Source organism: Brachybacterium sp., assembly GCF_052095815.1.
Lineage (GTDB): Bacteria > Actinomycetota > Actinomycetes > Actinomycetales > Dermabacteraceae > Brachybacterium.
Map to the genome: position 1 here is coordinate 82,773 of NZ_JBQDLF010000001.1, position 24,831 is coordinate 107,603.

Annotated in this window: 27 protein-coding genes, 3 tRNA genes and 1 other RNA gene; 15 read left to right on the forward strand and 16 right to left on the reverse strand. The window is 68.8% G+C overall.

Translation table 11 applies throughout. From position 1 onward, the window contains the following. Positions 1-30: 30 nt before the first annotated feature. The 4 genes from ACTH43_RS00370 to ACTH43_RS00385 form a co-directional block, all read right to left on the reverse strand. On the reverse strand, positions 31-849 hold the full coding sequence (locus tag ACTH43_RS00370) for a CHAD domain-containing protein (protein ID WP_441442947.1): 819 nt from the start codon (positions 847-849) through the stop codon (positions 31-33). 186 nt (positions 850-1,035) lie between these two features. Further along, positions 1,036-1,761, reverse strand: coding sequence for a GOLPH3/VPS74 family protein (locus tag ACTH43_RS00375; RefSeq protein WP_441442948.1), 726 nt, complete (start codon positions 1,759-1,761; stop codon positions 1,036-1,038). A gap of 70 nt (positions 1,762-1,831) precedes the next feature. Continuing rightward, entirely contained in the window at positions 1,832-2,554 is a 723-nt protein-coding gene (locus ACTH43_RS00380) for an ABC transporter permease (RefSeq protein ID WP_441442949.1), read from the reverse strand. A gap of 34 nt (positions 2,555-2,588) precedes the next feature. After that, positions 2,589-3,476 carry an ABC transporter ATP-binding protein gene (locus ACTH43_RS00385; protein ID WP_441442950.1) on the reverse strand — a complete coding sequence of 296 codons (888 nt, stop codon included), beginning with the start codon at positions 3,474-3,476 and terminating at the stop codon, positions 2,589-2,591. Positions 3,477-3,625: 149 nt separating this feature from the next. On the opposite strand from ACTH43_RS00385, the gene ACTH43_RS00390 reads away from it, so the two are divergent. Together ACTH43_RS00390 and ACTH43_RS00395 are read left to right on the forward strand one after the other, a co-directional pair. Next, the gene (locus ACTH43_RS00390) at positions 3,626-4,774 is read left to right on the forward strand and encodes a sensor histidine kinase (RefSeq protein WP_441442951.1); all 1,149 of its coding nucleotides are present in this window, start codon (positions 3,626-3,628) and stop codon (positions 4,772-4,774) included. Next, positions 4,771-5,373: a response regulator gene (locus tag ACTH43_RS00395; protein WP_441442952.1), complete on the forward strand. Its 603-nt coding sequence runs from the start codon at positions 4,771-4,773 to the stop codon at positions 5,371-5,373. Before ACTH43_RS00390 ends, ACTH43_RS00395 begins: the two co-directional genes overlap by 4 nt. Before the next feature lie 78 nt (positions 5,374-5,451). Here the strand turns inward: ACTH43_RS00395 and ACTH43_RS00400 are convergent, their stop codons facing one another. Next, positions 5,452-5,784: a cupin domain-containing protein gene (locus tag ACTH43_RS00400; RefSeq protein ID WP_441442953.1), complete on the reverse strand. Its 333-nt coding sequence runs from the start codon at positions 5,782-5,784 to the stop codon at positions 5,452-5,454. A gap of 724 nt (positions 5,785-6,508) precedes the next feature. Between ACTH43_RS00400 and ACTH43_RS00405 the strand changes: the two genes are divergently transcribed. After that, a complete protein-coding gene (locus ACTH43_RS00405; protein ID WP_441442954.1) occupies positions 6,509-7,324 on the forward strand; it encodes a suppressor of fused domain protein in 816 nt (271 codons plus the stop codon). Positions 7,325-7,462: 138 nt separating this feature from the next. On the opposite strand, the gene ACTH43_RS00410 is transcribed toward ACTH43_RS00405, so the two are convergent. After that, positions 7,463-7,618, reverse strand: a complete 156-nt coding sequence (locus tag ACTH43_RS00410; RefSeq protein ID WP_441442955.1) for a hypothetical protein — start codon at positions 7,616-7,618, stop codon at positions 7,463-7,465. Between the two features lie 319 nt (positions 7,619-7,937). On the opposite strand from ACTH43_RS00410, the gene ACTH43_RS00415 reads away from it, so the two are divergent. Continuing rightward, positions 7,938-8,495 (forward strand): OsmC family protein, encoded by a 558-nt coding sequence (locus tag ACTH43_RS00415; RefSeq protein WP_441442956.1) that lies wholly within the window; start codon positions 7,938-7,940, stop codon positions 8,493-8,495. 215 nt (positions 8,496-8,710) lie between these two features. Here ACTH43_RS00415 and ACTH43_RS00420 read toward each other — a convergent pair. Beyond that, positions 8,711-8,784 (reverse strand) — tRNA-Ile (locus tag ACTH43_RS00420). Between the two features lie 173 nt (positions 8,785-8,957). On the opposite strand from ACTH43_RS00420, the gene ACTH43_RS00425 reads away from it, so the two are divergent. The 4 genes from ACTH43_RS00425 (at position 8,958) to ACTH43_RS00440 (ending at position 10,642) form a co-directional block, all read left to right on the forward strand. After that, positions 8,958-9,029, forward strand: a tRNA-Asn gene (locus ACTH43_RS00425). 77 nt (positions 9,030-9,106) lie between these two features. Further along, positions 9,107-9,574 carry an OsmC family protein gene (locus tag ACTH43_RS00430; protein ID WP_441442957.1) on the forward strand — a complete coding sequence of 156 codons (468 nt, stop codon included), beginning with the start codon at positions 9,107-9,109 and terminating at the stop codon, positions 9,572-9,574. Continuing rightward, positions 9,571-10,062 (forward strand): peptide deformylase, encoded by a 492-nt coding sequence (locus ACTH43_RS00435; RefSeq protein WP_441442958.1) that lies wholly within the window; start codon positions 9,571-9,573, stop codon positions 10,060-10,062. Before ACTH43_RS00430 ends, ACTH43_RS00435 begins: the two co-directional genes overlap by 4 nt. A gap of 88 nt (positions 10,063-10,150) precedes the next feature. Beyond that, positions 10,151-10,642, forward strand: coding sequence for a DUF3145 domain-containing protein (locus ACTH43_RS00440; RefSeq protein WP_441442959.1), 492 nt, complete (start codon positions 10,151-10,153; stop codon positions 10,640-10,642). Between the two features lie 171 nt (positions 10,643-10,813). Here ACTH43_RS00440 and ACTH43_RS00445 read toward each other — a convergent pair whose 3' ends face one another. The 5 genes from ACTH43_RS00445 to aceE all read right to left on the reverse strand — a co-directional run bounded on the left by ACTH43_RS00445 (position 10,814) and on the right by aceE (position 17,314). Beyond that, positions 10,814-12,055, reverse strand: a complete 1,242-nt coding sequence (locus ACTH43_RS00445; protein ID WP_441442960.1) for a beta-ketoacyl-[acyl-carrier-protein] synthase family protein — start codon at positions 12,053-12,055, stop codon at positions 10,814-10,816. Positions 12,056-12,129: 74 nt separating this feature from the next. Further along, entirely contained in the window at positions 12,130-12,378 is a 249-nt protein-coding gene (locus ACTH43_RS00450) for an acyl carrier protein (RefSeq protein ID WP_010551652.1), read from the reverse strand. A 126-nt stretch (positions 12,379-12,504) separates the two neighbouring features. Continuing rightward, positions 12,505-13,506 (reverse strand): beta-ketoacyl-ACP synthase III, encoded by a 1,002-nt coding sequence (locus ACTH43_RS00455; RefSeq protein WP_441442961.1) that lies wholly within the window; start codon positions 13,504-13,506, stop codon positions 12,505-12,507. A 1-nt stretch (position 13,507) separates the two neighbouring features. Then, positions 13,508-14,455, reverse strand: coding sequence for an ACP S-malonyltransferase (locus ACTH43_RS00460; protein ID WP_441443055.1), 948 nt, complete (start codon positions 14,453-14,455; stop codon positions 13,508-13,510). A 111-nt stretch (positions 14,456-14,566) separates the two neighbouring features. Beyond that, on the reverse strand, positions 14,567-17,314 hold the full coding sequence (gene aceE, locus ACTH43_RS00465; RefSeq protein WP_441442962.1) for a pyruvate dehydrogenase (acetyl-transferring), homodimeric type: 2,748 nt from the start codon (positions 17,312-17,314) through the stop codon (positions 14,567-14,569). 306 nt (positions 17,315-17,620) lie between these two features. On the opposite strand from aceE, the gene ACTH43_RS00470 reads away from it, so the two are divergent. Then, entirely contained in the window at positions 17,621-18,040 is a 420-nt protein-coding gene (locus ACTH43_RS00470) for a DUF3052 domain-containing protein (RefSeq protein ID WP_441442963.1), read from the forward strand. Between the two features lie 79 nt (positions 18,041-18,119). Next, positions 18,120-18,193: transfer RNA gene (locus ACTH43_RS00475), tRNA-Val, on the forward strand. A 37-nt stretch (positions 18,194-18,230) separates the two neighbouring features. Here ACTH43_RS00475 and ACTH43_RS00480 read toward each other — a convergent pair. Further along, a complete protein-coding gene (locus ACTH43_RS00480; protein WP_441442964.1) occupies positions 18,231-18,449 on the reverse strand; it encodes a hypothetical protein in 219 nt (72 codons plus the stop codon). A gap of 188 nt (positions 18,450-18,637) precedes the next feature. Here ACTH43_RS00480 and ACTH43_RS00485 point away from each other — a divergent pair, with 188 nt between their 5' ends. Genes ACTH43_RS00485 through ACTH43_RS00495 form a run of 3 tightly spaced genes read left to right on the forward strand, consistent with a single transcriptional unit; the run spans position 18,638 to position 21,236 of the window. After that, positions 18,638-19,915: an aminotransferase class V-fold PLP-dependent enzyme gene (locus ACTH43_RS00485; RefSeq protein ID WP_441442965.1), complete on the forward strand. Its 1,278-nt coding sequence runs from the start codon at positions 18,638-18,640 to the stop codon at positions 19,913-19,915. Further along, positions 19,912-20,367: a Fe-S cluster assembly sulfur transfer protein SufU gene (sufU, locus tag ACTH43_RS00490; protein ID WP_441442966.1), complete on the forward strand. Its 456-nt coding sequence runs from the start codon at positions 19,912-19,914 to the stop codon at positions 20,365-20,367. The genes ACTH43_RS00485 and sufU overlap by 4 nt, the downstream gene beginning before the upstream one ends. After that, on the forward strand, positions 20,364-21,236 hold the full coding sequence (locus ACTH43_RS00495) for a Nif3-like dinuclear metal center hexameric protein (protein WP_441442967.1): 873 nt from the start codon (positions 20,364-20,366) through the stop codon (positions 21,234-21,236). The genes sufU and ACTH43_RS00495 overlap by 4 nt, the downstream gene beginning before the upstream one ends. A 2-nt stretch (positions 21,237-21,238) precedes the next feature. On the opposite strand, the gene ACTH43_RS00500 is transcribed toward ACTH43_RS00495, so the two are convergent. Further along, complete coding sequence (locus ACTH43_RS00500; protein WP_441442968.1) at positions 21,239-22,015, reverse strand: YaaA family protein; 777 nt, start codon at positions 22,013-22,015, stop codon at positions 21,239-21,241. A gap of 204 nt (positions 22,016-22,219) precedes the next feature. On the opposite strand from ACTH43_RS00500, the gene rnpB reads away from it, so the two are divergent. Next, positions 22,220-22,582: RNase P RNA component class A (rnpB, locus tag ACTH43_RS00505), an RNA gene on the forward strand. A 74-nt stretch (positions 22,583-22,656) separates the two neighbouring features. On the opposite strand, the gene ppgK is transcribed toward rnpB, so the two are convergent. Then, positions 22,657-23,556: a polyphosphate--glucose phosphotransferase gene (gene ppgK, locus ACTH43_RS00510; RefSeq protein WP_441442969.1), complete on the reverse strand. Its 900-nt coding sequence runs from the start codon at positions 23,554-23,556 to the stop codon at positions 22,657-22,659. A gap of 128 nt (positions 23,557-23,684) precedes the next feature. After that, a complete protein-coding gene (gene map / locus ACTH43_RS00515) occupies positions 23,685-24,572 on the reverse strand; it encodes a type I methionyl aminopeptidase (RefSeq protein WP_441442970.1) in 888 nt (295 codons plus the stop codon). A gap of 37 nt (positions 24,573-24,609) precedes the next feature. Between map and ACTH43_RS00520 the strand changes: the two genes are divergently transcribed. Further along, positions 24,610-24,828 carry an SPOR domain-containing protein gene (locus ACTH43_RS00520; RefSeq protein ID WP_441442971.1) on the forward strand — a complete coding sequence of 73 codons (219 nt, stop codon included), beginning with the start codon at positions 24,610-24,612 and terminating at the stop codon, positions 24,826-24,828. The last annotated feature ends 3 nt before the right edge of the window (positions 24,829-24,831 follow it).

Genomic DNA, 24,831 nt, shown 5'->3' on the forward strand with positions numbered 1-24,831 from the left:
GGGACCCTCCCACCAGGGAGGCGACGACGGTCAGAGCAACGACGCGGCGCGGGCCACCAACTGGGCCCGGGAGACGCTCAGCGCGTCCCGCAGGCGCCCTACGAGGGTGGTGCTGCTGGCCCTTCCGGGGCTCTGCAGCCCGTCCAGGAACTCGGTGCCGATCACGGTGTCCTGCAACTCCCCGAGCACGTCCTGCACCTGCTGCGCCTCCTCCAGATGCGCCTGAGCGGCAGGCTCCACCGGAGCCAGCAGCTCGGCGGCATAGCGCCAGCGCTTGGCGGCTTTGCGCGCGGAATGGAGGGCATCCGGCTGCCCGCCCGCGGCGGAGAGTCGGTGCCTGACCGTGTCGCGGGCTCGTCGCAGCGTGTCCTCTGTCGCGGGCATCGCGAGCGACGGCGGCGCTGCGCTCCACTGCTCGAGCTGGCCGACGGCCCGCGCCCAGCGTGCGTCCTCGGCATGCGCGCGGAGGTCCGTGAGCGCCCGCTCGCGGGCGGAGGTCAGGGCCGCGGCGAGCGCGTGCTGCTCGCTGGACGGTGCGCCAGCGGAACGCGCGTCGGCGTCGGTGGCGCTGAGTGACTCCGCCAGGGGCAGCAGCAGCTCGGCGAGCACGTCGGCGTCCCGGACGGCGCCGAACCCGAGAGCGACCCACTGCAGGTCCGCGTCATCGGCGACCAGATCTGGGAAGGACTGCGGGAACGTGCGCACGGTCGCACGGAGCCGGCGCAACGAGGTGCGGGTGTCATGGACCATCTCGACCGTCGGTGCGGCGTCGAGATGCCGCACGCCCTCGATCGCCCGCGTCGTGTGCAGGGAGAGGTATGCGGTCAGGGGGTCACGGTCACTGCCCATCGTCGGCCTCCTCGAAGTGAACCGTCGCGGTCATACCCCCATCGAGACTACGGGGCCAGCGCGCTCCTGACGGCGGGCTCCTCACGGTGCCCTTCAACGACCGCTTCACCGCCGACTGGCCCCACCTGGTCAGCAGGTGGGGCCAGCCGCTGCCAATGAACGGTGAACCGCTGAAGGGACGTGGCGCTAGCTGCTCCGTGCGGCGGAGGAGGCGGCCGATGCCGCCAGCGCGCTGATGACCAGGAACGTCGACTGGGTGACGCTGAGGCCTGCTGCCTGGGCGCCCGCGCTGCCGGCCTCGTACTCACGTGCCCGCTGGATGACTGCAGAGGTCCAGGGGATGTCCGGGTCCAGCTGGTGGAGCTGTGCACTCGCGGACAGCAGCGCGATCAGGGCTCCGGTCCGCGCACTGGCGCGTGCGCCATCCACCAGCACTGCCCGGATCTGGGAGAGCAGCTCCTCCCGCCGGGAGCTACCCAGTTCGATCCGCTCCCGGGGGATGAAGCCCAGAAGGGTCGTACGGCGCCGGCGCAGATGCCCCTTCGCGAGCAGCTTCTCGATGACCCGGCTGCGAAGGTCCGGCCCGACAGCTGAGATCACGGTCTGGGGGTAGCGGGACTTCCTGGCCAGGTAGTCCCATGCCGGGCGGAGCAGGTCCTCGTGAGGGGAGGAGCTCATGCGCGAGGTGATCCGGTCCGTCCCATCACCCGTCGCCTGCACCAGGTCGCGCAGCGCGAGTTCGGTGAGGGCCGCGCCTCCTAGGATGTAGAACAGGGTGTTCTCCCCGGCGATGCTTCCCGAGGTGGGCTGGAAGAGCAGGAGCAGCGTGTCCTCGGCGAGCGTCGTGTCGACGCTGTGCTCGGGGTGGGGTGACGGTGATCGATGGGCCGGCTGGTCGTGGTGCGTGGTCATGGGACCTCCTTCGTTGGGTGCATGTATGTGCGTCGCGTATCCGGTGCGTTGCTCATCCGGCGCAGCGGTCTCAGCGGCGGGGCTCCCACCGGAAGAACCGCTGGGCGAGCGCGACGCCGACGGCCACCCAGGCGATGGTCGGCGGCAGCAGGAGCAGGTTGTCGACCAGGCCGGTGCCCCCGTTCCAGGCGTTGATGGTGAGCTCGGTCGCCGCTCCGCCGGGCAGCAGACGCTTGAGCATGCCGAGCTCCTCGGTACCGGTCAGTCCGATCCAGAAGGCCACCGCTGAGGTGCCCATGGTGATCGGGAGGGTGGTGATCTGGGCGTGCTCCGGGGACGTGGTGATCCCGGCCGTGGCTAGGGCCAGACCCACCATCATCGCCACCAGGGACAGGGCGGAGACGATCAGCAGCGGGATGCTCGCAGGGATCTCCGTGAGGACTGCCAGTACGACGAGCACGGCGGTGACCTGGAGAAGGCCGATCATGGCCGGCGGGCCGAGGATCCCGGCGAGGGCGGCCGCATCGCTGACCGCGGTGGAGCGCAGACGCTTGAGGAACAGGGTCTGGCGACGAGCGGCCAAGGTGGAGACCGCCGTGGTGTACAGGCCCATGCTGATCAGGATCATCATGAAGACCCCGGCGAGGAGGCCTATACCGGCGGGCACCTGGCCGAAGAGATCCCGCTGGGTGATGAGCAGCAGGCTCATGCCCACCGGGATCACGGTGGCGCTGAAGAAGACGAGTCGGTTGCGCAGGATCTGTTGGAATTCGCTGCGGGCGATGGTGAACATCGATCTGTCCTTAGGGTGTGGGGTGAGCGGTGGGTCAGTGACGGGAGACGGCACGGAAGACGTCATCCAGGCGCGTGGGTCCGGCGTCGAGGTCGCGCAGCACGGTGTTGCTCGCGTGCGCCCAGGTGAGCAGGGCGTGGAGATCCTGCTGGAGATCCTCGGTGCGGATCAGCTGCCTGTCGTGGTCCGTGGGTGAGCTCTGCAGCGGCAGGTGGGGGACCAGCTCCTCCTCGAGGGCGAAGCTGATGGTGCCGGGCAGAGTGCGGGTCAGCTCGCTGACGGTTCCCTGCCTCCGCAGGGTGCCCTCATGCATGAGGCCGATCCTGTCGGCCCGCTGCTGCGCCTCTTCCAGATAGTGGGTGGTGAGCACGATGGTCGCGCCGTCCTCACGGAGCCGGTCCACCGACTCCCAGAGGTCGTCGCGGGACTGGACATCGAGCCCGGTGGTGGGCTCGTCGAGGAAGATCAGTTCGGGCGAGCCGTAGACGGCGGTCGCGAAGTCCAGCCGACGCTTCTCACCCCCGGAGAGGGAAGCGACCCTGACGTCGGCCTTCGAGGTAAGCCCGACCACGTCGAGCACCCGGCTGGGCTGGTCCTGGCGACCGGAGAGTCCACCGATCAGGGCCAGGGTCTCCCTCACGCTGAGGTCGGCGGCGAAGCCGCTCTCCTGGAGCATGATGCCGGTGCGATGGCGCACGGCCCGGCGGTCCATGGGGTCCTCTCCGAGGATCCTGACCCTCCCGGAGGTCGCGGGGCGGTGGCCCTCGATGACCTCCAGGGTGGACGTCTTGCCCGCACCGTTGGTGCCGAGCAAGGCGTACAGCTCGCCACGTCGGACCGAGAACGTGAGGTCCTTGACCGCGTGGAAATCGCCGTAGCTGATGTGGAGTTGTTCGATGTCGATGACTGTCGGTGAGTTCATGCCGCTATTTCACGCTCGTGGGCGCCACCACGGCAGTCGCGCTGCGTCACCAGCGGGCATGACGTTCTGTCACTTCCGGTGGTGCGGGGGATCCGAGATGATGAGTGGAGCAGAGCGCCCGTCGGACCCCTGGAGCGGAGGCAGAGCAGATGACCTCGACCTCCATCACCGCACGACGGCGCCTGCACCGGGCCACGGTGATCACCACCGTGGTGGCCATCGCCCCGGTCACGCTCGCGATCGTCGCCATCACCTCCGGCAGCTGGCAGGAGGCTCTCGTGTTCAGCCTGGGGGTGCTGGTCGCCTTCCTGGTGCTGCTGGAGTTCGAGCCCGCCCGGTATCCGCGATCCACGGCGCTCGCCGTCGCCTTCTCCTACGCGATCTGGATCCTCAGCGCCGCGCTGGCCATCAATCCGGTGGCCTTCTTCGGAGCCGCGATCCTCAGCGGGGTGCTGATTCCCCTGCGACGCGGGCGGCACCTGGTGTGGATCGGCGGCGTAGGGGCGCTGATCGCCGCGATCGGCGGCCTGTACTTCGTGAACGAGCCCGTCACCTGGGTCGACCTGGTGCGCTTCGTGGTGATGCCGGGAGGGCTGAGCGTGTTCGTGGGAGCAGTGATCCTCCTGATCCAGAGCTATTGGCGGATCATCGACGATCTGGAGGTCGCTCAGGAGGCGGAGGCGGAGCTGGGGATCATGCGTGAGCGGATGCGCTTCGCCAGCGAGCTCCATGACATCCAGGGCCACACGCTGCACGTGGTGAACCTGAAGGTCGCGCTCGCCGAGGAGCTCGTCCACCGCGACCCCGCCCGCGCGATCACCGAGCTCCGCGAGGTGTACGCGCAGGTGGAGGAGACCATCAAGGAGACCAAGAGCCTCGCCTACGCCCAGCGCAGGCTCAACCTCCGCGCCGAGCTGGAGAACGCCCGGAACCTCCTGGCCGCCGCCGGGGTCACGGTGCGGATCACCCGCGCCGGGGAGACCCGCTCCGGGATCGGGGAGCTGCTGAGCCAGGTGCTGCGCGAATCGACGACGAACATCCTGCGCCATGCCCAGGCCAGCCGCGTCTCGATCACGCTCACCGACGGCGGGATCGAGATCGTCAACGACGGCGCGGCCATCGGCCCGGCGCCGGCCCTGCGCGGCCTGGAGACCTTACGCGCCCGGGTCGCGAGCGAAGGCGGCATGCTCACCGCGACGCAGGCCGGGGGCGAGTTCCGCACCACGGCCCACTTCCCTGCCGCGGACCCTGCCCCTGCCCCCGCCTCGTCAGAGCGTGTCGAGAGGAGGTTCCCGTGATCCGGATCGTGCTCGCGGATGATGAGGCTCTGCTGCGCTCAGCACTGGCCTCCCTGCTGCCCCTGAAGGCGGACATCGAGGTCGTCGGTGAAGCGGCAGATGGCGCTGCCGCTGTCGATGCAGTCATGGAGCATCAACCTGATGTGCTGCTCATCGACCTCGAGATGCCGGGCACGGACGGTCTCGCGGCGGTGGAGATCATCCGGCGGCGCCGCCCCGAACAGGTGATCCTCATGCTCACCCGACACGCCCGGCCCGGGGTGCTCCGTCGCGCCTTGAAGCTGGGCGTGAGCGGATTCGTGAGCAAAGCGGCCCATCCGGCCCTGATCGCCGAGGTGATCGAGACCCTGCATGCAGGCAGGCGCTGGATCGACCCCGAGATCTCGGCGCAGGCCGTGCTGGATGATTCCCCGCTCACCGACCGGGAGCTCGATGTGCTGCGCGAAACCCTCGAGGGCTGCTCGGTCGCCGAGATCGCGGCGCGGCTCCACCTCGCCGAGGGCACCGTCCGCAACTACCTCTCCAATGCCATGCACAAGACGCAGACCCGCACCCGGCGCGAGGCCGCCCGTTATGCGCGGGCTCGGGAGTGGCTGTGAGCGATGGGCTTGGGTGCCGAGGAGGCGTTCTGGCTGGTCAGGGGTTCGAACCCGCGACCGACGGATCAGGTGGGCGCCTCAGAGCTGCTTGACCACGGTCAGGAGGATGACGGAGTCTTCGACGGCGTCGAGCGAATGCGGCCCGTCGGGGACGGTCAGAAGGTCGCCCGGGGAGCCGTTCCATGACACCTCCCCGAACTTGAGAAGGACGCGGCCATTGAGCACCTGCACTGTGGCCTCACCAGGGTTCTCATGTTCGGACAGGCTTTCGTCGGCGCGGAGAGCGACGACCGTCTGGCGCAGTTGATGCTCATGACCTCCGAAGACAGTCTTCGCGCTCCGGCCGCTCGAGGCCTCACGGGCCTGGCCCAGCTCGTGACGGGCAAGGGCGACGAGGGAAACTTTCTGCATGAGGAGTGCTCCGATGTGTAGGGGTTGACAGTCGGTATGGAGAGCGTCCTCGCTCCAGGCCTGCCCGTCCTGGTCCCACGATCATCGCTTGTGGCGCATGCTGGGCGTATCGGAACGTCGGACATGGCTTCAACGTAGCCTGCGATAGAGCGTCAACCGGTAGATCCGCTCCACCTCATGGATGCTTCGCCCGAGTACACCAGACCCCCATCGCCCGCTGCAGACCAGGGCGCGCACGGACGAGTGCGGACCAGCTTCCGCACCGAGCTGGTCACGAAGCGGGAGGACGTCGTCGATGCCTCCTGGGCCGGAGGGGTGGAGCCTCAGTACGGGGTCGCGCCCCACGTGCGGATCGGGAAGAGCAAATGGTTCAACCTCCTATGGCTGATCCCGATCGGATTCTTCCTTCTCATCGTCGGTGCTGCCGTGGCGAAGGGGATCCGGGAGCTCCCGCGGGTCCAGGAATTCATCGCGCAATACCCAGGCGAGTCCGACCTCCCTGACGGTGCCCCGGTCGGGTTGCCGGCGTGGCTCGGCTGGCAGCATTTCCTGAACCTGTTCCTGATGATCTTCATCATCCGTTCCGGGCTCACGATCATCGCGGACCATCCCCGGTTCTGCGGGCGCGTCAGTGCGCCTGCGCGACGCCGGACCCGTCGCGTTGTCGGAGTTCCGGTGTCGACGTCTCTCTGCCAGACTGACGTCTCTCTGCCAGACTCTCGTCATGGCAGCTCTCGACGCGTTCCCGAACCACGTCTTCGATGCCCTCGGCACGGAGCCCATCGTCCTGGAGGACCGGATCGGCGGCTCCGTGATGGTCGTCGAGAAGCGCCCCGAGAACGGACCGATTACCCTGATCACCGCCGGGGCCTCCCAGATCCCCACCGACTCGGGTGAACGGGTCGAGCTCGCGGTGGAGGTGGTCGACGGTCAGCAGGGCGCCGCCCTGGTGGCGATGAGGATCGTCTGCGACGACATCGCGAACAACCGGCGCGTGCCGCCGATGGGCACGCCGTGGCGCAACAGCGAGCCGTTCCTCTCGGGCACCGGGATCTCTGCGATCCTCGCGACGGGCTCCCGGTGGGGCGCCGCCTTCGACGAGGTGCGCTCCGAGGACGGCGAGGTCCTCGGCCGCGTGTGCACCCTGCGACTGCTCACCGATGCCGAGGCGAGTCACATCGCCTCGAGCGGCTGGGACTCGCTGCGCGACGAGGCAGGATCTGTGGATGCCCTGCTGGACGTGACCCGGGGAAGTGCGGTCGGCGCGGCCGGACTGCCCGGTGCGATGCCCGTGTTCCTCTCGAAGCTCCACGCCGAGCATCCTCCGCGGTGGGTGACGTTCACCGGCCGGGAGGTCCAGTCGGTCACGGGGCTCGAGTCGGAGGCCTATATGGACGATGCGAGCAACCACGAGGTCTGGTCCGTCGGGTCCTTCCGAGACCGCTTCCCCATGGTCGACGAATTCCTCCGCGTCGCAGTTCCAGGCCAGACGGCGCTGTTCGCTGACGAGTCCGGCACCTTCGCGATCGAAGACGACTGAGATGCCCGTGGCGGACCTTCCCAGGTGGGACCCCGCCGGCGGGGCGCTATGACCTCTCGCGAGGGGGCCGCGCGCCGGGTATCCGAGGAATCGGGCTCGTGGATGGATCGTCCGCAGCTCGCACCGTCCGCCCCGGGCTCACTCCTCGTCGACGCCCAGCGCCTCGATGCCCACGCCGGCGACCAGCACGATCTGCACCGACAGGTGGAGGTGCCGTTCGAGGCGACCCTCGCTGATCTGCTGGCCCTGGTGATCGAGCCGTTCCTGAGGGCCGCCCCCCGGAGCGACTGGCACTGCCGGGTGGGAGGAACAGGCCGATGGCAGGACTTTGCAGAGGCAACCTGGGACCCACCGCGCCAGCACCTGTCCGCACACCTCTTCGCCGAGGATCGACCAGCCCGGGAGCTCGCTGCCGAGGGACTGATCGAGATCGCCTGCCGGCCACGGTGACACGTGCCGGAGCGCAGTCGAGTCGATCCTCCGCGTCCTGTGCCAGGAGCAGCGGCAGAGAAGCTGGGCTGATCCAGAAGCGCTCATGGCTCCAGATGACACTCGATGACGGAAGGTTTCGCAGGTCTTGGTACCCACGGCAGGCCCTTCTATCGTCGCCGTCATGACCGCCACAGCAAGCATCCAGTCCGCCGTCCCCGACATCTCCGCCGAAGATCGCGCCGCTCGCCTCACGAACGCCGGCAGCGCATGGGCCGAGCGCATGGATGCCGATCGGTCGAAAGCCCATCTGACCTACGCGGTCGAAGGCGCCGGTGCCGGTTCAGTGGCAACGACTGTGCGCGCTGGCAAGCATTCCTTCGTCGTCGACGAGCCCGCAGCGCTAGCTGGCGATGACGCCGGGACCAGCCCCGTCGAATACGCGCTCGGCGCGCTGGTCGGATGCCAGGTCGTCGTCTATCGCCTCTACGCGCAGCAGCTCGGCATTCCGTTCGATGACATCGTCATCAGGGCCGAAGCCGATCTGGACGCGGCGCGTCTGTTCGGCGCCGACGAGTCCGTGCGTGCCGGGTTCTCCGAGGTGCGGCTTGATATCGAGCTCTCGGGACCGGAGACGAACGAGCGCTACGACGCGCTGCGCGAGGCCGTCGATGCCCATTGCCCGGTGCTCGACATCTTCCAGAATCCGACTCCGGTCAAGACCACCGTCACCCGCGCGTGATCACCGCCTTGCCGGTGTGGTCACGGCCGGGGCAGGACTCCCCGGCCCGCCGCGGGCCGGGGTCAGGATCTGTTGCCGCCCCTGCGGGGCCCCTTCCTGCGCTTCCTGGTGGGGACGAGCGCAGCCAACAGCTCTAGGAGAAGGTCAAGGACCAAGGCCATGCCGGATCCTCTCTGGGGGTGACGGGACTCTTCGTTGAAGTCCCAGCTACGTCGTAGCCCAGGCGGGGCTTGAACCCGCGACCGACGGATTATGAGTCCGCTGCTCTGACCGGCTGAGCTACTGGGCCGTGCGCTCCTGAGGAGCGCACCCGAATCTACCGCACACGGGACACCGGGACGCACCCGAATCGGCGCCGTTGGAACCTGGGCTGCGCGGCGTTACCTTCGTCATATCAGCCGGTGGGAGGGCAGAACGGAGATGCGAGCACCGGCCAGATCCTGCTACAGTCGTTCAGGTCGATCCCGCATAGCTCAACGGCAGAGCACTCGACTGTTAATCGAGCGGTTCTTGGTTCGAATCCAAGTGCGGGAGCCCAGTACAGGAGCACAGCCCCGGAGATCATCCGGGGCTGTCCCATTTCCTGATGGTTCTCGTGAAGGAGAAGGACGATGCCCACCGTCCCCGATGACCGTTTCGAGCTCCCGGAGCGCTTCGGTCCCGGCAGCGTCTGGGCGGACCGCTCCGGTGCCCGCACCCTGGTGGGTCGCAACCAGCGCGGGGTCGAGATCCCGATCGGCCATGGCGACGGGGAGATCAACCCCGGTGAGCTGCTGAAGCTCGCGCTGATCGGCTGCGCCGGGATGAGCAGCGATGTGAATCTCGCTCGCCGCCTGGGGGATGACTTCCCGATGCGCCTGTGGGCCCACGGGGCCTCCGACGCGGCCGAGAACCGCTACCTGAGCATCGCCGAAGAGGTGCAGCTCCCGTTTGAAGGACTCACCGAGAGCGAGATCGCCACCGTGGTGAAGGTGTTCGGCCGCGCGGTCGCCGCCGGCTGCACGGTCGAGCGGTCCGTCGTCCCCGGCATGGAGGTCACCCACCGCGTGCTCGGTGCTGAGCGGGAGGCGCAGGCATGACCATCCGCCCTATCAGGGTCGTCGGCGACCCTGTTCTGCGCACTGCCTGCGACCCGATCACGAAGATCACCGATGGCACCCGCACCCTGGTGCGTGACCTGCTGGACACCGTGGACGACGAGGGGCGGGCCGGTGTCGCCGCCAATCAGATCGGGGTGAACCTGCGTGCTTTCTCCTGGCACCTGGTGGAGAAGCAGGAGCTCGGATACATCTTGAACCCCGTCATCGTCGAGCTCTCCGAGGAGCTTCAGCACGACGACGAGGGCTGCCTGTCGGTGCCCGGGCTGTTCTTCCCGCGCACCCGCTCCGCCTACGCCCGGTGCATCGGCACGAACCTCGAGGGTGAGGAGATCGAGTTCGCGGGGGAGGGGCTCATCGCACGGCTCATCCAGCACGAGGTCGGTCATCTCGACGGTGCGCTGTACATCGACGGCCTCGAACGCTCGGTCAAGAAGCGGGCGTTGCGCCAGATCAGGGAGACCCTCTAAGCTCTACACCGACAGCCACCTCTGTCATCAGATCCATCCGCGGTACCGATTCGTTGGGGAAGACGCATCGGAGACCGGAAGGAACGAGATGACTCAGGGCGTTCTGTATATTCACTCCGCTCCGCGGGCCCTCACGCCGCATATCGAATGGGCCGCCAGCGGAGTTCTCGGCGTGCCCGCACGCATCCGCTGGGAAGACCAGCCGGTGAGCCGTGGGCTGCAGCGTGCCGAGATGACCTGGCGCGGGCGCGAGGACACCGGGGCCCAGCTGGTGAGTGCGCTGCGCGGCATGAACGAGGTGCGCTTCGAGGTCACCCAGGAGGCCACCGCCGCAGTGGACGGTGCCCGCTGGAGCTGCACCCCCGAGCTCGGCATCCATCATGCCGCCACCGATCATGCAGGGAACATCGTCCTCACCGAGGACCATGTGCGCGGCTGCATGGAACGGGCAGGGAACGACCCGCACGCCCTCCGCCATGAGCTCGACATCGCCCTCGGTGCCCCCTGGGACGACGATCTCGAGATCTACCGTCATGCTGGTGAGGGCGTGCCGATGCGGTGGCTGCACCGCGTGAGCTGAGCGCAGCTGCACTCATCCCTGGAGGCCCGGTCCGTGGAAGCCAAGCCCATGGAAGACCGGAACGGCGCCCGGAACACTCTCCGGTAAGGGAAGTGCTCCGAACGCCGTTCAGCGGACTGCGCGGTGGGCAGGGTGCTGCGCGGCGCGAGAACGCGCCGCGTGGCACGTCGATCAGGCGCTGGTGAAGACCACCGCAATGTCGTGGCCGCCGAAGCCGAACGCGTTGTTCAGCACGGCGATGTCGCCGCCCGGCAGCTCGGCCGGCGCGTTCTGTGCGATCCGCATCGGGGTCTCCGGGTCGAGGTTCTCGATGTTGATCGTCGGCGGGGCGAGGCGGTGGTGCGAGGCGAGGACCGAGAAGACGGACTCGAGTGCGCCGGCGCCGCCCAGCAGGTGGCCGGTCATCGACTTGGTCGAGGAGACCACGATCTGGTCCGTGACGCCGCCCAGCGCGGTGGAGACGGAGTTGAGCTCGCCGATGTCGCCCAGCGGGGTGGAGGTGCCGTGGGCGTTGAGGTGCACGATGTCCTGCGCGGCGACGTCCGCATCCTCGACGGCCTCGCGCACTGCGCTGGCCTGACCCTCGGGGGAGGGGGCGGAGATGTGGTGCGCGTCGGAGGCCATGCCGCGCCCGGAGGCGTAGGCGTACACGCGGGCACCGCGGGCGGCGGCGTGCTCCTCGCTCTCGAGCACCAGGATGGCCGCGCCCTCGCCGAGGACGAAGCCGTCGCGGTCCACGTCGTAGGGGCGCGAGGCGTGCTCGGGATCATCGACCCGGGTCGAGAGGGCGCGGATGTTCGCGAAGGCGGCGATGGTCATCGGGTGGATCGATGCCTCGGTGCCGCCGACGACGACCACGTCGGCCCGGCCGTCACGGATCATCCCCATGCCCAGAGCGACCGCTTCGGCGCCGGAGGCGCAGGCGGAGACGGGGGTGTGGGCACCGGCGCGGGCGCCGAGCTCCATCGAGATGTTGGCGGCCGAGGAGTTCGCCATCAGCATCGGGACGGTGAACGGGTTGACCCGCCGGGCGCCGCGCTCGCGCACCACGTCCCACTGGTCCAGGGTGGTCCAGATGCCACCGATGCCGGTGCCGACCACGACGCCGAGCCGTTCGGGGGCGATCTCGGGGGCACCGGCATCGGCCCAGGCCTCGCGTGCGGCGACCATGGAGTACTGCCCGGAGGGGTCCAGCTTCTTGGACTCGGGCCGGGTGAGGGAATCGAGAGCGCCGGGAACGATCTGGCAGGCGAAGTCCACGGACAGCCCGTAGCGCTCCTTCCAGTCGTTGTCGAAGGTGCGCGCGGTGGAGGTCCCGGCCAGAGCGGCCTCCCAGGTGGAGGTCACGTCACCGCCGAGCGGGTTGACGGTGCCGAGGCCGGTCACGGCGACACGAGAACGGGGAGCGGGCATACGGACCTCCGGGTCGGGGCGGCAGACGAAACGGCGACGCCCGGGACGGGATCGTCCCGGGCGTCAGGCGGGGCTCAGTTCTGGGCGCCCGCGATGTACTTGACGGCGTCGCCGACGGTCGCGAGGTTCTTGACCTCTTCGTCGGGGATGCGGACGTCGAACTTCTCTTCGGCGTTGACGACGATGGTCATCATCGAGATGGAGTCGATGTCGAGGTCGTCGGTGAATGACTTCTCGAGCTTGACGTCCTCGGTGGCGACACCGGTCTCCTCGTTGACGATCTCGGCGAGGCCCTCGAGGATCTCGTTCTCCGTGTGTGCCATGGGTGCTCCTTCAGGTGTGCGGATGTGTGGCGGTCACAGACTACCCGTGCTACCGCGCGGTAATCGGCCAGCGGGGATCGTGTCCCCCGTGAGGCGTGATGCGGGCGACAGTGCGCCCGCGACGGATCACGGCAGGATCAGGACCTGGCCCGCGTAGGCGAGGCCGGCACCGAAGCCGAACTGCACGAGCACGTCGCCGCTCTTGGCGGCGCCCTCCTCGATCAGACGGTGCGTGGCCAGCGGGATCGAGGCGGCAGAGGTGTTCCCGGTCTCGGCGATATCCCGGCCGATCACCACGGAATCAGGCAGCTTCAGCTGCTTGGCGAGCTCGTCGATGATCCGCATGTTGGCCTGGTGGGGCACGAACACGTCGATGTCCTCGATGCCGATCCCGGACTTCTCGAGCATCTCGCGGATCTTCTCGGCGGTGTGCCAGACGGCCCAGCGGAACACCGTGCGGCCGTCCTGCTCGAGGGTGGGCCACGGGCCGTTGCCGTCGCGGAAGTTCACCAGCGAGTTCGTCATCCGGATGGTGTTCCAGTTGTCGCCGTCGCTGCCCCACACGGTGGGGCCGATCTTGGGAGCGTCGCTCGGTCCGACGATCGCGGCTCCCGCGCCATCACCCAGCAGGAAGGAGATCGAGCGATCGGTGGGATCGACGAAATCGGAGAGCTTCTCCGCGCCGATCACCAGCACATGACGGGCGGCACCGGAGCGGATCAGCGAATCCGCCTGACCGATCCCGTAGGCGAAGCCGGCGCAGGCGGCGGAGATGTCATAGGCGATGACGTCGGGCCGACCCAGCTCTCCGGCCAGCAGCGTGGCCAGGGACGGGGTCGGGTAGGGGAACGAGACGGTGGAGACGATGATCGCGTCGAGCGTCTCCAGATCGATACCGGAACGCTCGATCGCCTCCTTGGCCGCTGTGAGCGAGAGGTCCTTGACGCCGACGTCCTTGCTGGCCCGCATGCGGGTGATGATGCCGGTGCGCTGCCGGATCCACTCATCGGAGGAGTCGATCGGACCGACCAGGTCGTCGTTGGGTACGACGACATCGCCGCGGGCCGCGCCATAGGCGAGGACCTGCGAGCCGGGGACGGTCTTCTGAGAGGTGAGGGCGACGGTCATGTCAGTTCTCCTGATCCGTGGGGGCGACGCCAGCATGTTCGCGCACCAGGGCACGGGCCGACTCGAGATCGTCAGGGGTGTTGAGGTTCGCCAGCGCGATCCCCTTCAGCTCGCGCTTGGCGAGCCCGGTGAGGGTCCCTGCGGGGGCGACCTCGATCAGCGCGGTCACGCCGCGCTCGCGCAGCGCCGCCATGCAGGCCTCCCAGTCCACGGGGGAGGCGACCTGGTTCACGATCAGCTCGAGGTAGCGGGCACCGGAGGTGATGACCTCGCCACCGGCGTTGGAGATTAGCGGCACCGACGGGTCCGAGGGGTGCAGGCCGGGCGCGAACGCTGCCAGCTCCTCGCGGGCCCCGGCCATGTACGGGGTGTGGAAGGCGCCGGCGACCTGGAGGGGGATCACGCGAGCCTTCGCGGGACCGTCCTCGACCAGGGCGGCGATCTTCTCACCCGTCCCGGCTGCGACCACCTGGGCGGCGGAGTTGATGTTCGCCGGGTGCAGGCCGTGGCGCCGGATCGTCGCGATGACGTCCTCGCGGGTACCGCCGACGACGGCCGCCATCGAAGTGGGCTCCGCCGCCGCGGCCTTCGCCATCGCCTGGGAGCGGACGGCGACCAGACGCATCGCGTCCTCGTTGCTCAGCACCCCGCCTAGTGCAGCGGCCGTGAGCTCTCCGACGCTGTGGCCGGCGAAGGCGTCAGCGGCGGGCAGGCCCTGCTCCTGGTACAGGGACGAAGCGGCGATGATGCCCGCGGCGACCAGCAGCGGCTGGGCCACGGCGGTGTCGCGGATGGTGTCCGCATCGGACTCGGTGCCGTGACGGAGCAGGTCGACGCCTGCCGGTTCGGACAGGGCTGAGAGCGCTTCCTCGACGCCGGGCAGTTCACGCCACGGGCTCAGGAATCCGGGCTTCTGCGCCCCTTGTCCGGGACAGACGATCGCGAGCACTGGTACCTCCAGGGAGAGACGGGGCACGGCCCGCTCGGAGGACGAGACGGGCCGGCTGGGGGAGAGACCGTCGGGCCTCCCGTCACGAGGATGGGCGGCCCGACGGGGCGATCAGGACTCGCCGCCGAAGGAGCCGGACTGGCCGGCGTTCACATTCGTCAGGTCGTACTTGTCGATGGCCTGGCGCACCACCGAGGGGTCCACCTTGCCCTCCTTGGCGAGCAGCTGGAGGGCCTTGACGACCATCGAGTGCGCATCGATCTTCAGGTGACGGCGAGCTGCCGGACGGGTGTCCGAGAAGCCCCAGCCGTCGGCTCCGAGAACGCCGTAGCGACCCGGGATCCACTCGCGGATCATGTCCGGGACCATGAAGTCGTAGTCGGAGGTCGCGACGAACGGACCCTCGACGCCTTCGAGTCGCTGGGAGATCCACGGGGTGCGCTGATTCTCAGGATGCAGGAGGTTGTGCTTCTCGACCTCCTGGGCCTCCTTGCGCATCTCGGTCCACGAGGTGACCGACCAGACGTTCGCCTTCACGCCCCAGTCCTCGGCCAGCAGCTCGCGGGCGTGCAGCGCCCACGGGACACCGACGCCGGAGGCGAGTAGCTGAGCTTCGGGGCCATCGCCGTCAGGCTTGGCCTCGAGCAGGTACATGCCCTTGAGCAGCCCCTCGACGTCCAGGCCTTCGGGCTCCTTGGGCTGCACCATCGGCTCGTTGTAGACCGTGATGTAGTAGAAGACCTCTGCGACGCGGTCGTCCTCGCCGTACATGCGCTGGAGACCGTCGCGGATGATGTGGCCGAGCTCATACCCATAGGTGGGGTCGTAGATCACGGCCCCGGGGTTGGTCGACGCGAGGATCGGCGAGTGGCCGTCCATGTGCTGCAGGCCCTCGCCCGCGAGCGTCGTCTTGCCGGCGGTCGCGCCGATCACGAAGCCCTTGGCCATCTGGTCGCCGGCGGCCCAGAAGAAGTCACCGGTGCGCTGGAACCCGAACATCGAGTAGAAGATGTAGAACGGGATCATCGGGAAGTCGTGCGTGGCGTACGAGGTGCCTGCCGCGGTGAAGGCTGCGGTGGAGCTGATCTCGTTGATGCCCATGTGCTTGATCTGGCCGGAGGTGGACTCCTTGTAGGCCAGGAGCAGATCGCGGTCGACGGAGAGGTAGTTCTGACCGTCGGGGTTGTAGATCTTCGCCGTCGGGAACAGCGAGTCCATGCCGAAGGTGCGGGCCTCGTCGGGGACGATCGGGACCCAGCGCTTGCCGGTCTCCTTGTCGCGCATGAGGTCCTTCAGCAGCCGCACGAGCGCCATCGTGGAGGCGATCTCCTGCTTGCCGGAACCGCGCTTGACGACCTCGTAGGCCTTGTCGCCGGGGAGGTTCAGCGGCTTGTGCTCGGTGCGGCGTGAGGGGACCGGACCGCCGAGGGCGGCGCGGTGCTCCTTGAGGTACTTCATCACCGGTGCATCGTCGTCCGGCAGGTAGAACGGTGCGTCGTAGACGCTGCCGGCGGATTCGAGCTGCTCGTCGCTGATCGGGATGCGCAGCGTGTCGCGGAGGGCCTTGAGGTCCTCGGGGGTGAACTTCTTCATCTGGTGGGTCGCATTGCGGCCCGCGAAGTTCTTGCCCAGGCGGTAGCCCTTGACGGTGTGGGCCAGGATCACGGTCGGCTTGCCGTTGCTCTCGGTGGCCTGCTTGAACGCTGCGTAGATCTTCTTCGCGTCGTGACCGCCGCGGTTCAGCTTCCACCAGATGTCCTCATCGGACATGTCCTCGACGAGTGCCTTGGTGCGGGGGTCGCGGCCGAAGAAGTTGTCGCGGATGAACCCGCCGGACTCGGCGCGGTAGGTCTGGTAGTCGCCATCCGGGGTGGCGTTCATCAGGTCGATGAGCGCGCCGTCGGTGGACTCTTCGAGCAGCGGATCCCAGCCCGCGCCCCAGATCACCTTGATGACGTTCCAGCCGGCCCCGCGGAACTGGCTCTCCAGCTCCTGGATGATCTTGCCGTTGCCGCGCACCGGGCCGTCGAGGCGCTGCAGGTTGCAGTTCACGACGAAGGTGAGGTTGTCCAGGTGCTCCTTGGCGGCGATGTGCAGGGCGCCGCGGGATTCCACCTCGTCCATCTCGCCGTCGCCGAGGAATGCCCAGGTGTGCTGCTCGCTGGTGTCCTTCAGGCCACGGTTCTGGAGGTACTTGTCGAAGGAGGCCTGCTCGATCGCGGCGACCGGGCCGATGCCCATCGAGACGGTCGGGAACTCCCAGAAGTCCTGCATCGCCCGCGGGTGCGGGTAGGAGGGCATCCCGTGCTCGCTGGAGACCTCCTGGCGGAAGCCGTCGAGGTCGTCCTGGGAGAGGCGGCCCATCATGTAGGCGCGCGAGTAGATGCCGGGGGAGGCATGGCCCTGGAAGAAGACGTGGTCGCCGCCGCCGGGATGGTTGCGTCCGCGGAAGAAGTGGTTGAAGCCGACCTCGTACATGGTCGCGATCGAGGCGTAGCTCGAGAGGTGCCCGCCGACGCCGATCCCGGGAGCCTGCGCCCGGTGCACCACCATCGCCGCGTTCCAGCGGTTGATGTTGCGCAGCTCCTTCTCGAGCTCGAGGTCACCGGGGTACTCCGGCTGCTGCTCGACCGAGATGGTGTTCACGTAGTCCGTGGTGAGCGACTCCGGGAGGTGGATGTCCTCTTCCCGGGCGTGCTGGATGACGCTCTGGACGATCTCGGAGGCGCGCTCGGCACCGCGGTGCTCGACGAGACCGTCGAACGAGTCCAACCATTCCCGGGTCTCTTCCGGATCCGGATCCTGGGCATGGCTCGGCAGGTTGATGCCGATGGGACGAGGGGTCTCGTGCGAAGTCACACTGTCCTTCTCTCTACGGGAGGGGGCGGACCGGCCGGGGGAGCGGGAATCGCCGGTGGGCCCTGCTCCGTCGGCCTCGGTGCGTGCAAGCCTACCGTTGCCAGGAGGGCGCGGGACCTCCACGCACCGTCCGCATCTGTGACACGTCGGACATCGAATTCTCCGGTGCTGGTACCAGGACTCTCGTCCCGGAATGCATGTGAGGTGCGCGTGACATAGAATCAGGCCCGCGCAGCACGGCCTCGGGCCCTGCAGGCCCCCGTCGCTGCCGAGTTCGTCATACCCCCGCTCTGAAGGAGTCCTTTCTTGTCACCGTCGGCAGACGCCACTTCGTCCAGCTCCCTCGCCGAGGTGCTGAGCTTCACCACGGGCCAGATCGTGCAGGAGATCGGCTACGACGATGATGTCGATCTTGACCTGCGCGATGCGATCGAGGATCTCATCGGCGACGAGCTCGAGGATGAGGACACCCAGGAGATCGTGGACGCCGTGGTGCTGTGGTGGCGCGATGGCGACGGTGACCTCACCGACGCCATGGTGGACACCCTGCGGAACATCGAGCCCGGTGCGCCGGTGTGGATGCTGGTCCCCAAGGCAGGCCGCCCCGGTCACGTGATGCCGGGAGACATCCAGGAGAGTGCGAGCATCGCCGGGCTGCGGGTGATGAGCTCGGTGAGCCTCGCCGCGGACTGGAACGGCACCCGCCTGGCCAGCCGCCCCAGCTGAGCCGAGACGGAGAGATGCTCCCAGTGAGGAGCGTCATGTCGCCCGAGGAGTCGGGTGTCACGGGGGTCCGCCCCCGCCCGGGTCGTTAGCTCAGTTGGTCAGAGCGCCTGGTTTACACCCAGGAGGTCGGGGGTTCGAGCCCCTCACGACCCACCGGAACTTCCCTGGCTGCTTGTCGCCGCTGCAGCGCTCAGCGGGTGATCGTGTACAGCAGCACCAGCACCACGGGCACGGCGACGACCAGGCAGCCCCAGGTGATCGCGGTCTGTCGGTCCCGCATCTTCTCCTCATGGGTGCGCTCGGGGGCCTCTGGCCGTCCGGACTTCTCCCACTCTTCGCGGGCGCGCTGGCGCCGCACCAGGAGCTGTCCGACCAGGACGACCACCGAGACCAGAATTGCCACGGCCATGGCGAGCAGGATGAGATTCGTGATGGCGGTGCCTCCGGAAGGTCGCAGGGGTCAGGGACTGTGCACAGGGTCTCACGGCCCGGCCCGTCCACCTGGACGCTTCCTATACTGGCAGGGCAGCCATGACCGGCGTGCTCCGCAGCTCGCGGGGCCTCGGCCGGAGCCCCGTTGAAGGAGGAGCCGCGCAGGTGAGTGCACCCAGCAGAGAGTTCGACGTCGAGACGATTCGCGCAGACTTCCCGATCCTCACCCGGATGCTCGATCCGGACACCCCCCTGATCTACCTCGACGGCGGTGCCACCTCGCAGCGCCCCCAGCAGGTGATCGATGCCGAGGTCGCCTACCTCCTCAGCGACAACGCCGCGGTCAAGCGCGGCGCCCATCGGATGGCGGGCTTCGCAACCGACGCCTACGAGAATGCCCGCGAACGCATCGCGGACTTCCTCGGCGCCCCTTCTCCGGACGAGGTGGTGTTCACCAAGAACGCCACCGAGGCGCTGAACCTGGTCGCATACTCACTCGGCAACGGCGACGAGTCCACCCCGGCCCGGCTGCGGGTGCGCGAGGGGGACGAGATCCTGGTGACGGAGATGGAGCACCACGCGAACCTGGTGCCCTGGCAGGAGCTCGCCCGGCGCACCGGCGCGGCTCTGCGCTGGATCCCGGTGACTGACGAGTTCACCCTCGACCTCACCGATCTCGACTCGCTGGTCACCGAGCGCACCAAGGTCATCGCCTTCACCCATCAGTCCAATGTGCTGGGCACCGTGAACCCGGTCGGCACGCTGGTCGAGGCCGCGCGCGCCGTCGGCGCCCTCACTGTGCTGGATGCCGCGCAGTCCGCGCCGCACATGCCCTTCGACATCGCTGAGCTCGGGGTGGATTTCGTCGCCGCGTCCGGGCACAAGATGCTGGGCCCCACCGGGATCGGTGTGCTGTGGGGACGCTACGAGCTGCTCGCCGAGATGCCGCCCTTCCTCACCGGCGGTTCGATGATCGAGCTGGTCGATATGGAGCGCTCCACCTTCGCCGAGCCGCCCGCCCGTTTCGAGGCCGGCACCCCGCCGATCTCGCAGGCCGTGGGGCTCGCAGCGGCCTGCGACTATCTCGATGCTCTCGGGATGGAGCGGATCGCCGCCCATGAGCAGGCGCTCACCCAGCAGGCGCTGACCGGCCTCGCCGCGATCGACGGGGTGCGGATCATCGGCCCTGCGGCGTCCCCGTCACGCACGGGCGCGGTGGCCTTCGACGTCGCCGGCCGGCATCCCCATGACGTCGGCCAGGTGCTCGACTCGCTGGGCATCGAGGTGCGTGTGGGGCACCACTGCGCATGGCCCCTGCATCGCCGCTACGGCGTGCACGGCACCACTCGTGCCAGTTTCTCCGTCCACACCACCGCCGCCGAGGTCGACGCCTTCATCGCCGGCGTCGCCCACACCATCGACTTCTTCGGATCCCTCTCATGAGCAGCCAGCTGTCCGCCCTATACACCGAGCTCGTGATCGAGCACGACAAGCGCCCCCTGCATGCCGGGCTGCGCGAGCCGTTCTCCACCGAGGTCCATCACGTGAACCCCACCTGCGGGGACGAGATCACCCTTCGTCTGCAGCTCGCCGACGGGGGTGAGCGGATCGAGGACATCTCCTATGACGCCGTCGGCTGCGCGATGAGCCGCGCCGCCGCCTCGATGATGGCGGACCTGCTGATCGGTCGCACCATCGAGGAGGTCGCCCCCGCGCAGGACCACTTCGAGGCGGCCATGCGCTCCCGGGGGCGGCTCGAGGGCGACGAGGACCTCATCGGCGACAGCATCGCGCTGCTCGGCGCGGCGAAGTTCCCTGCCCGCGTGAAGTGTGTGCTGATGCCCTGGAAGGCCTACCAGGCGGCACTGGTCGAAGCACAGATGCTGGGAGCGTGAGCGTCGTGGAGAGCCACCGGGTTGCCGGCAACATGACCGTCGGTTCCGTGATCGGCGCCCTCGAGGACGCCTACCCGCTCGCGTGGGCGGAGTCCTGGGACCGGGTGGGCCTGGTGCTGGGGGAGCGGGGTGCCGCCGTGCAGCGCGTGCTGCTGGCGGTGGATCCGACGGTCGCGGTGGCGCGCGAGGCGGTGGACCGAGGCGCAGAGCTCCTGGTCACCCACCATCCTCTGCTGCTGCGCGGCGCGAGCTTCCTCCCGGCCGACGACGGCAAGGGCGCCGTGGTCACCCACCTGCTGCGGCACGGCACCGCCCTGTGGTGCGGGCACACGAACGTGGACCGCTCCACCCGCGGCACCGTCGGAGCATGGATCTCGCAGCTCGGCCTGCAGGACGCCTCCGCGCTGATCCCGGGGGAGGTGCCCGCGGAGGCGGCGCACGGCTCCCACCGCTTCGGACTCGGCGCCGTGGGCACCCTCCCCGCGCCCACCACGGTGGGGGAGCTGACCTCCGCGATCGCAGGCCTCGTCCCCGCGACCGCCCGCGGAATCCTTCACACCGGTGACGCCGACCGTCCGGTGCGCCGCGTCGCCGTCTGCCCGGGGGCCGGGGACTCCTTCCTCGACGCCGCCGCCGGCGCCGAGGTCGATGTGTACATCACCTCGGACCTGCGCCACCATCCGGCGCTCGAGCATCTCGAATCGGCCGCTGATCCCGCGGTGGTGCCGGCCCTGATCGATGTGCCCCATGCCGCGAGCGAGGCGCTCTGGCTTCCGCTCGCGAAGGAGCTGCTCGAGACCGCGGTGCCAGGCCTCGAGGTGCTCCTCAGCGAGCACACCACCGACCCCTGGGGCGGCCGCGCCGGCTGAGCTCAGGCCGCGCGATCCACCAGGACGAGGGTGTCGCCGTCGAGCTCGACCTGCAGGCCGGGCAACCCGGAGCTGACCGCGTCGACGGCCTCATCCGGCGTGGCCGGTGCGCGCTCCAGATCCATCAGCACCTGCGTGACCAGTCCGCGATATCGCTTCGCGTCGTGGGAGATCACCTTGCGCACACCAGCGCGCTCCTGCACGGGTGCCACGTCGAGCACCCGCACCCCGTCTCCGCTGCGCATCGGCATCATCGACCGGTACGAGCCCGAGCGGCAGTCGATCACCAGGGGAGAGCCGCTCTCGGCCTGCTCGGCTCGCAGCTGCGCGGCGAGAGGCCGCAGCTGCCGGGCCCACCACGTGCCCGCCTTGCCCAGCCGGGAGAGCGAGGACCCGGCGGAGAGCCGGTAGGCGGGGATGCGGTCATGAGCGGCGTCGACCAGCCCGAACAGGGCGCTCTGCACGAGCACCTGACGGTCCGCAGCAGGGGAGAGGCCCTCTGAGAGCTGGTCGTAGAGCACCCCTGAGTAGACCGTGAGCGGCCGGTCGACGGGTTCCTGCTCGAGATGGAGCATGCGCCCCACCAGCTCCGGTGCGGAGGCCGGGACGCCGAGGCGGAGCGCGGCATCAGCTCCCGCAGCCGTGCGCTGGGCAGCCCGCAGCATCGTCTGCCGCGCCTCGAACAGGGCCGGGCGCGAGAGCTCCTCGAGATCCAGCCGACCCGCGGTGATCTCCGGGGGGCGGGTCTTCGTCTCCGAGGGCGGCAGCAGGATCAGCATCCGACCATTCTGGTCCCGCCGCGCGCGCCCGCTGGTCAGGGCTCGGGGAGAGGTTCCGCACGTCGGCCCTGTCCAACCCGTGCTCCAGCCCGTGCTCCAGCTCGCGGTCGGTGCGGGTCTGTGCGGGTGAGAGCGGCGAGTGCGCGCGGTCAGTGCCCCTGCGAGTGCAGTCGAGACCGCTGCTGCCCGTAGACTGCAGCCGGACCAGTCGGCCGGGCAGCCGCGTCCTCGAGGCTCCGGCCTCGGGGCCGAGGAAAGTCCGGGCTCCATCCGGCACGGTGGTGGGTAACGCCCACCCGGAGTGATCCGCGGGACAGTGCCACAGAAAGCAGACCGCCGCCGCACCCCTCGGGGAGCGGCGGTAAGGGTGAAAGGGTGGTGTAAGAGACCACCGCGGCCTCGGTGACGAGGTCGGCACGGTAAACCCCACCGGGAGCAAGGTCAGACAGGGGATGTTCGAGGGCGCCGGCCCGAGTCCCTGGGTAGACCGCTGGAGGTCGTCGGCAACGGCGATCGTAGAGGGATGGCTGCCGATTACAGAACCCGGCTTATAGGCCGGCTGGTCCGCCCTTCGGGGCCCAGGCGCCGCGACCCTGAAGGGGCGCGGCGCGAGCCGTGTGCAGGGGGCAGAAGGCAGCGGCCTACTTCGCTGCCTCGCGCTTGACCTTCTCCTTCTCCCCCGCCTGCTGCTCGGACTTTTCCGCGGCCTTCTTCGCAGCCTTCTTGGCGGACTTCTCGTCTGACTTTCCGTCGGACGTCTTCCCAGCCTTCTTCGCGGCCTTCTTCAGTGACTTCTGCTCGTGGCGGGCGAGGGCTGCGGCGCCGACGATCCCGGCCTCGTTGCGCAGCTCCGCCGGCACGATCTCGGTCTTGAGATCCAGCAGCGGCAGGAACTTCTGATGCTTCTTGGACACACCGCCGCCGACGATGATCCGGGTGGGGCTGAAGAGGAACTCGACGTGCGAGAAGTACTCCTGGAGCCGGCCGGCCCAGGTCTCCCAGTCGAGGTCCTCCTTCTCACGGATGGAGCTGGCCATGTACTTCTCGGCGGAGTCCCCGTGCAGCAGCAGGTGGCCGAGCTCGGTGTTGGGCACGAGCCGCCCGTCCACGAAGGTCGCGCTGCCCACGCCGGTGCCCAGCGTGACCACCAGCACCACCCCCGAGGTGCCCTGGCCGGCGCCGAACGTCATCTCGGCGATCCCGGCGGCGTCGGCGTCGTTGACCACGAACACGTCGTGGCCGGTGCGTTCGGTGAGCAGCGCGTCCACGTCGGTCCCGATCCAGGACTTGTCCACGTTCGCGGCGGTCTGGGCCACCCCGGCCTGGATCACGGCAGGGAAGGTGACACCCACCGGCATATCGTCGTCGATGTCGAAGGAGGCGATCAGCTCTGCGACCGTGTCGGCGACGGCGTCGGGGGTGGAAGGCTGCGGGGTGGCGATCCGCACCCGCTCCGCGAGGAGCTCACCGGTGGCCAGATCCACCGGGGCGCCCTTGATGCCGCTGCCGCCGATGTCGATCCCGAAGGCCTTCTTGCTCATCGTGTCTCCTGGTTGCCGTGGGCGGGGCGCGAAGAGGCCCCGCGGATCTGTGCACCGGACGTGGCGGTGCTCACAACGGTTCAGAATACCCGGCGCAGCGGTGGCGGCGGCGCGCGGTCCGCGCCGCCTCAGACGACGGTCAGCAGCTCGGGCCCCTCGGCGGTGATCACCATCGTGTGCTCGAACTGCGCGGTGAAGGAGCGGTCCTTGGTCACGACGGTCCAGCCGTCGTCCCACTGCTCCCAGTCCTGCGAACCGATCGTCACCATCGGCTCGATCGTGAAGGTCATGCCCTCCTCGATGACGTCGTCGAACATCGGAGCGGAGTCGTAGTGGGGGATGATCAGCCCGTTGTGGAAGCCCTCGGCGACGCCGTGGCCGGTGTAGTCCTGCACGGACTCGTAGCCGTGGCGGGCCACGTACTTCTCGATCACGCGACCGATCACGTTCACCTCACGGCCGGGCTTGGCGACCTTGATGCCGCGCATCATCGTCTCGTGCGCGACGGTGATCAGATCCTGCGCGCGGGGGTGGATCTCGCCCACCGCGAACGTGGCGTTGCAGTCCCCATGCACTCCATGGATGAAGGCGGTGACGTCCACGTTGAGGATGTCCCCGGACTCCATCACGGTCGAGTCCGGGATGCCGTGGCAGATGACCTCGTTCAGGCTCGTGCAGCAGGACTTCTCGAAGCCCAGGTAGCCCAGCGTCGAGGGGTAGGCGCCGTGCTCGATCAGCACCTGGTGGACGACCTCGTCGATCCGGTCCGTGGTCACCCCCGGCTGAGCCGCCTCGCCAGCGGCCTGCAGGGCGAGAGCGGCGATGCGTGAGGCCTCGCGCACCCGCTCGATCACCTCAGGGGTCTGCACGCGGGGACCGCTGTCCGAGACCGCTTCGTCCTTGTCGACGTACTCGGGGCGCTCGATGCGCGCCGGCACGCTGCGACGGGGGCCGATGGTGCCGGGCACCAGCAGCGCGCGGCCTTCTGGACGGGTCCATTCCTGCTCTACAGTCATGTCCACCAGTCTCTCACCGACTTAGAAGGAGCCAGACGTGAGCGAGGGCACGCAGTTCTATTACAACCTCAGCACCGGGAACGTGGAGGAGGGGCAGCAGTCCCCCGGCACGGACCTGATGGGGCCGTACGCGACCCGACAGGAGGCGGAGCGGGCACTGCAGACCGCTGCCGCCCGCAATGAGAAGTGGGAGGAGGCCGACGAGAAGTGGGAGGACTACGGCACCCCGCCGGCGAAGCCCGACGGCGCGCGCTGAGCC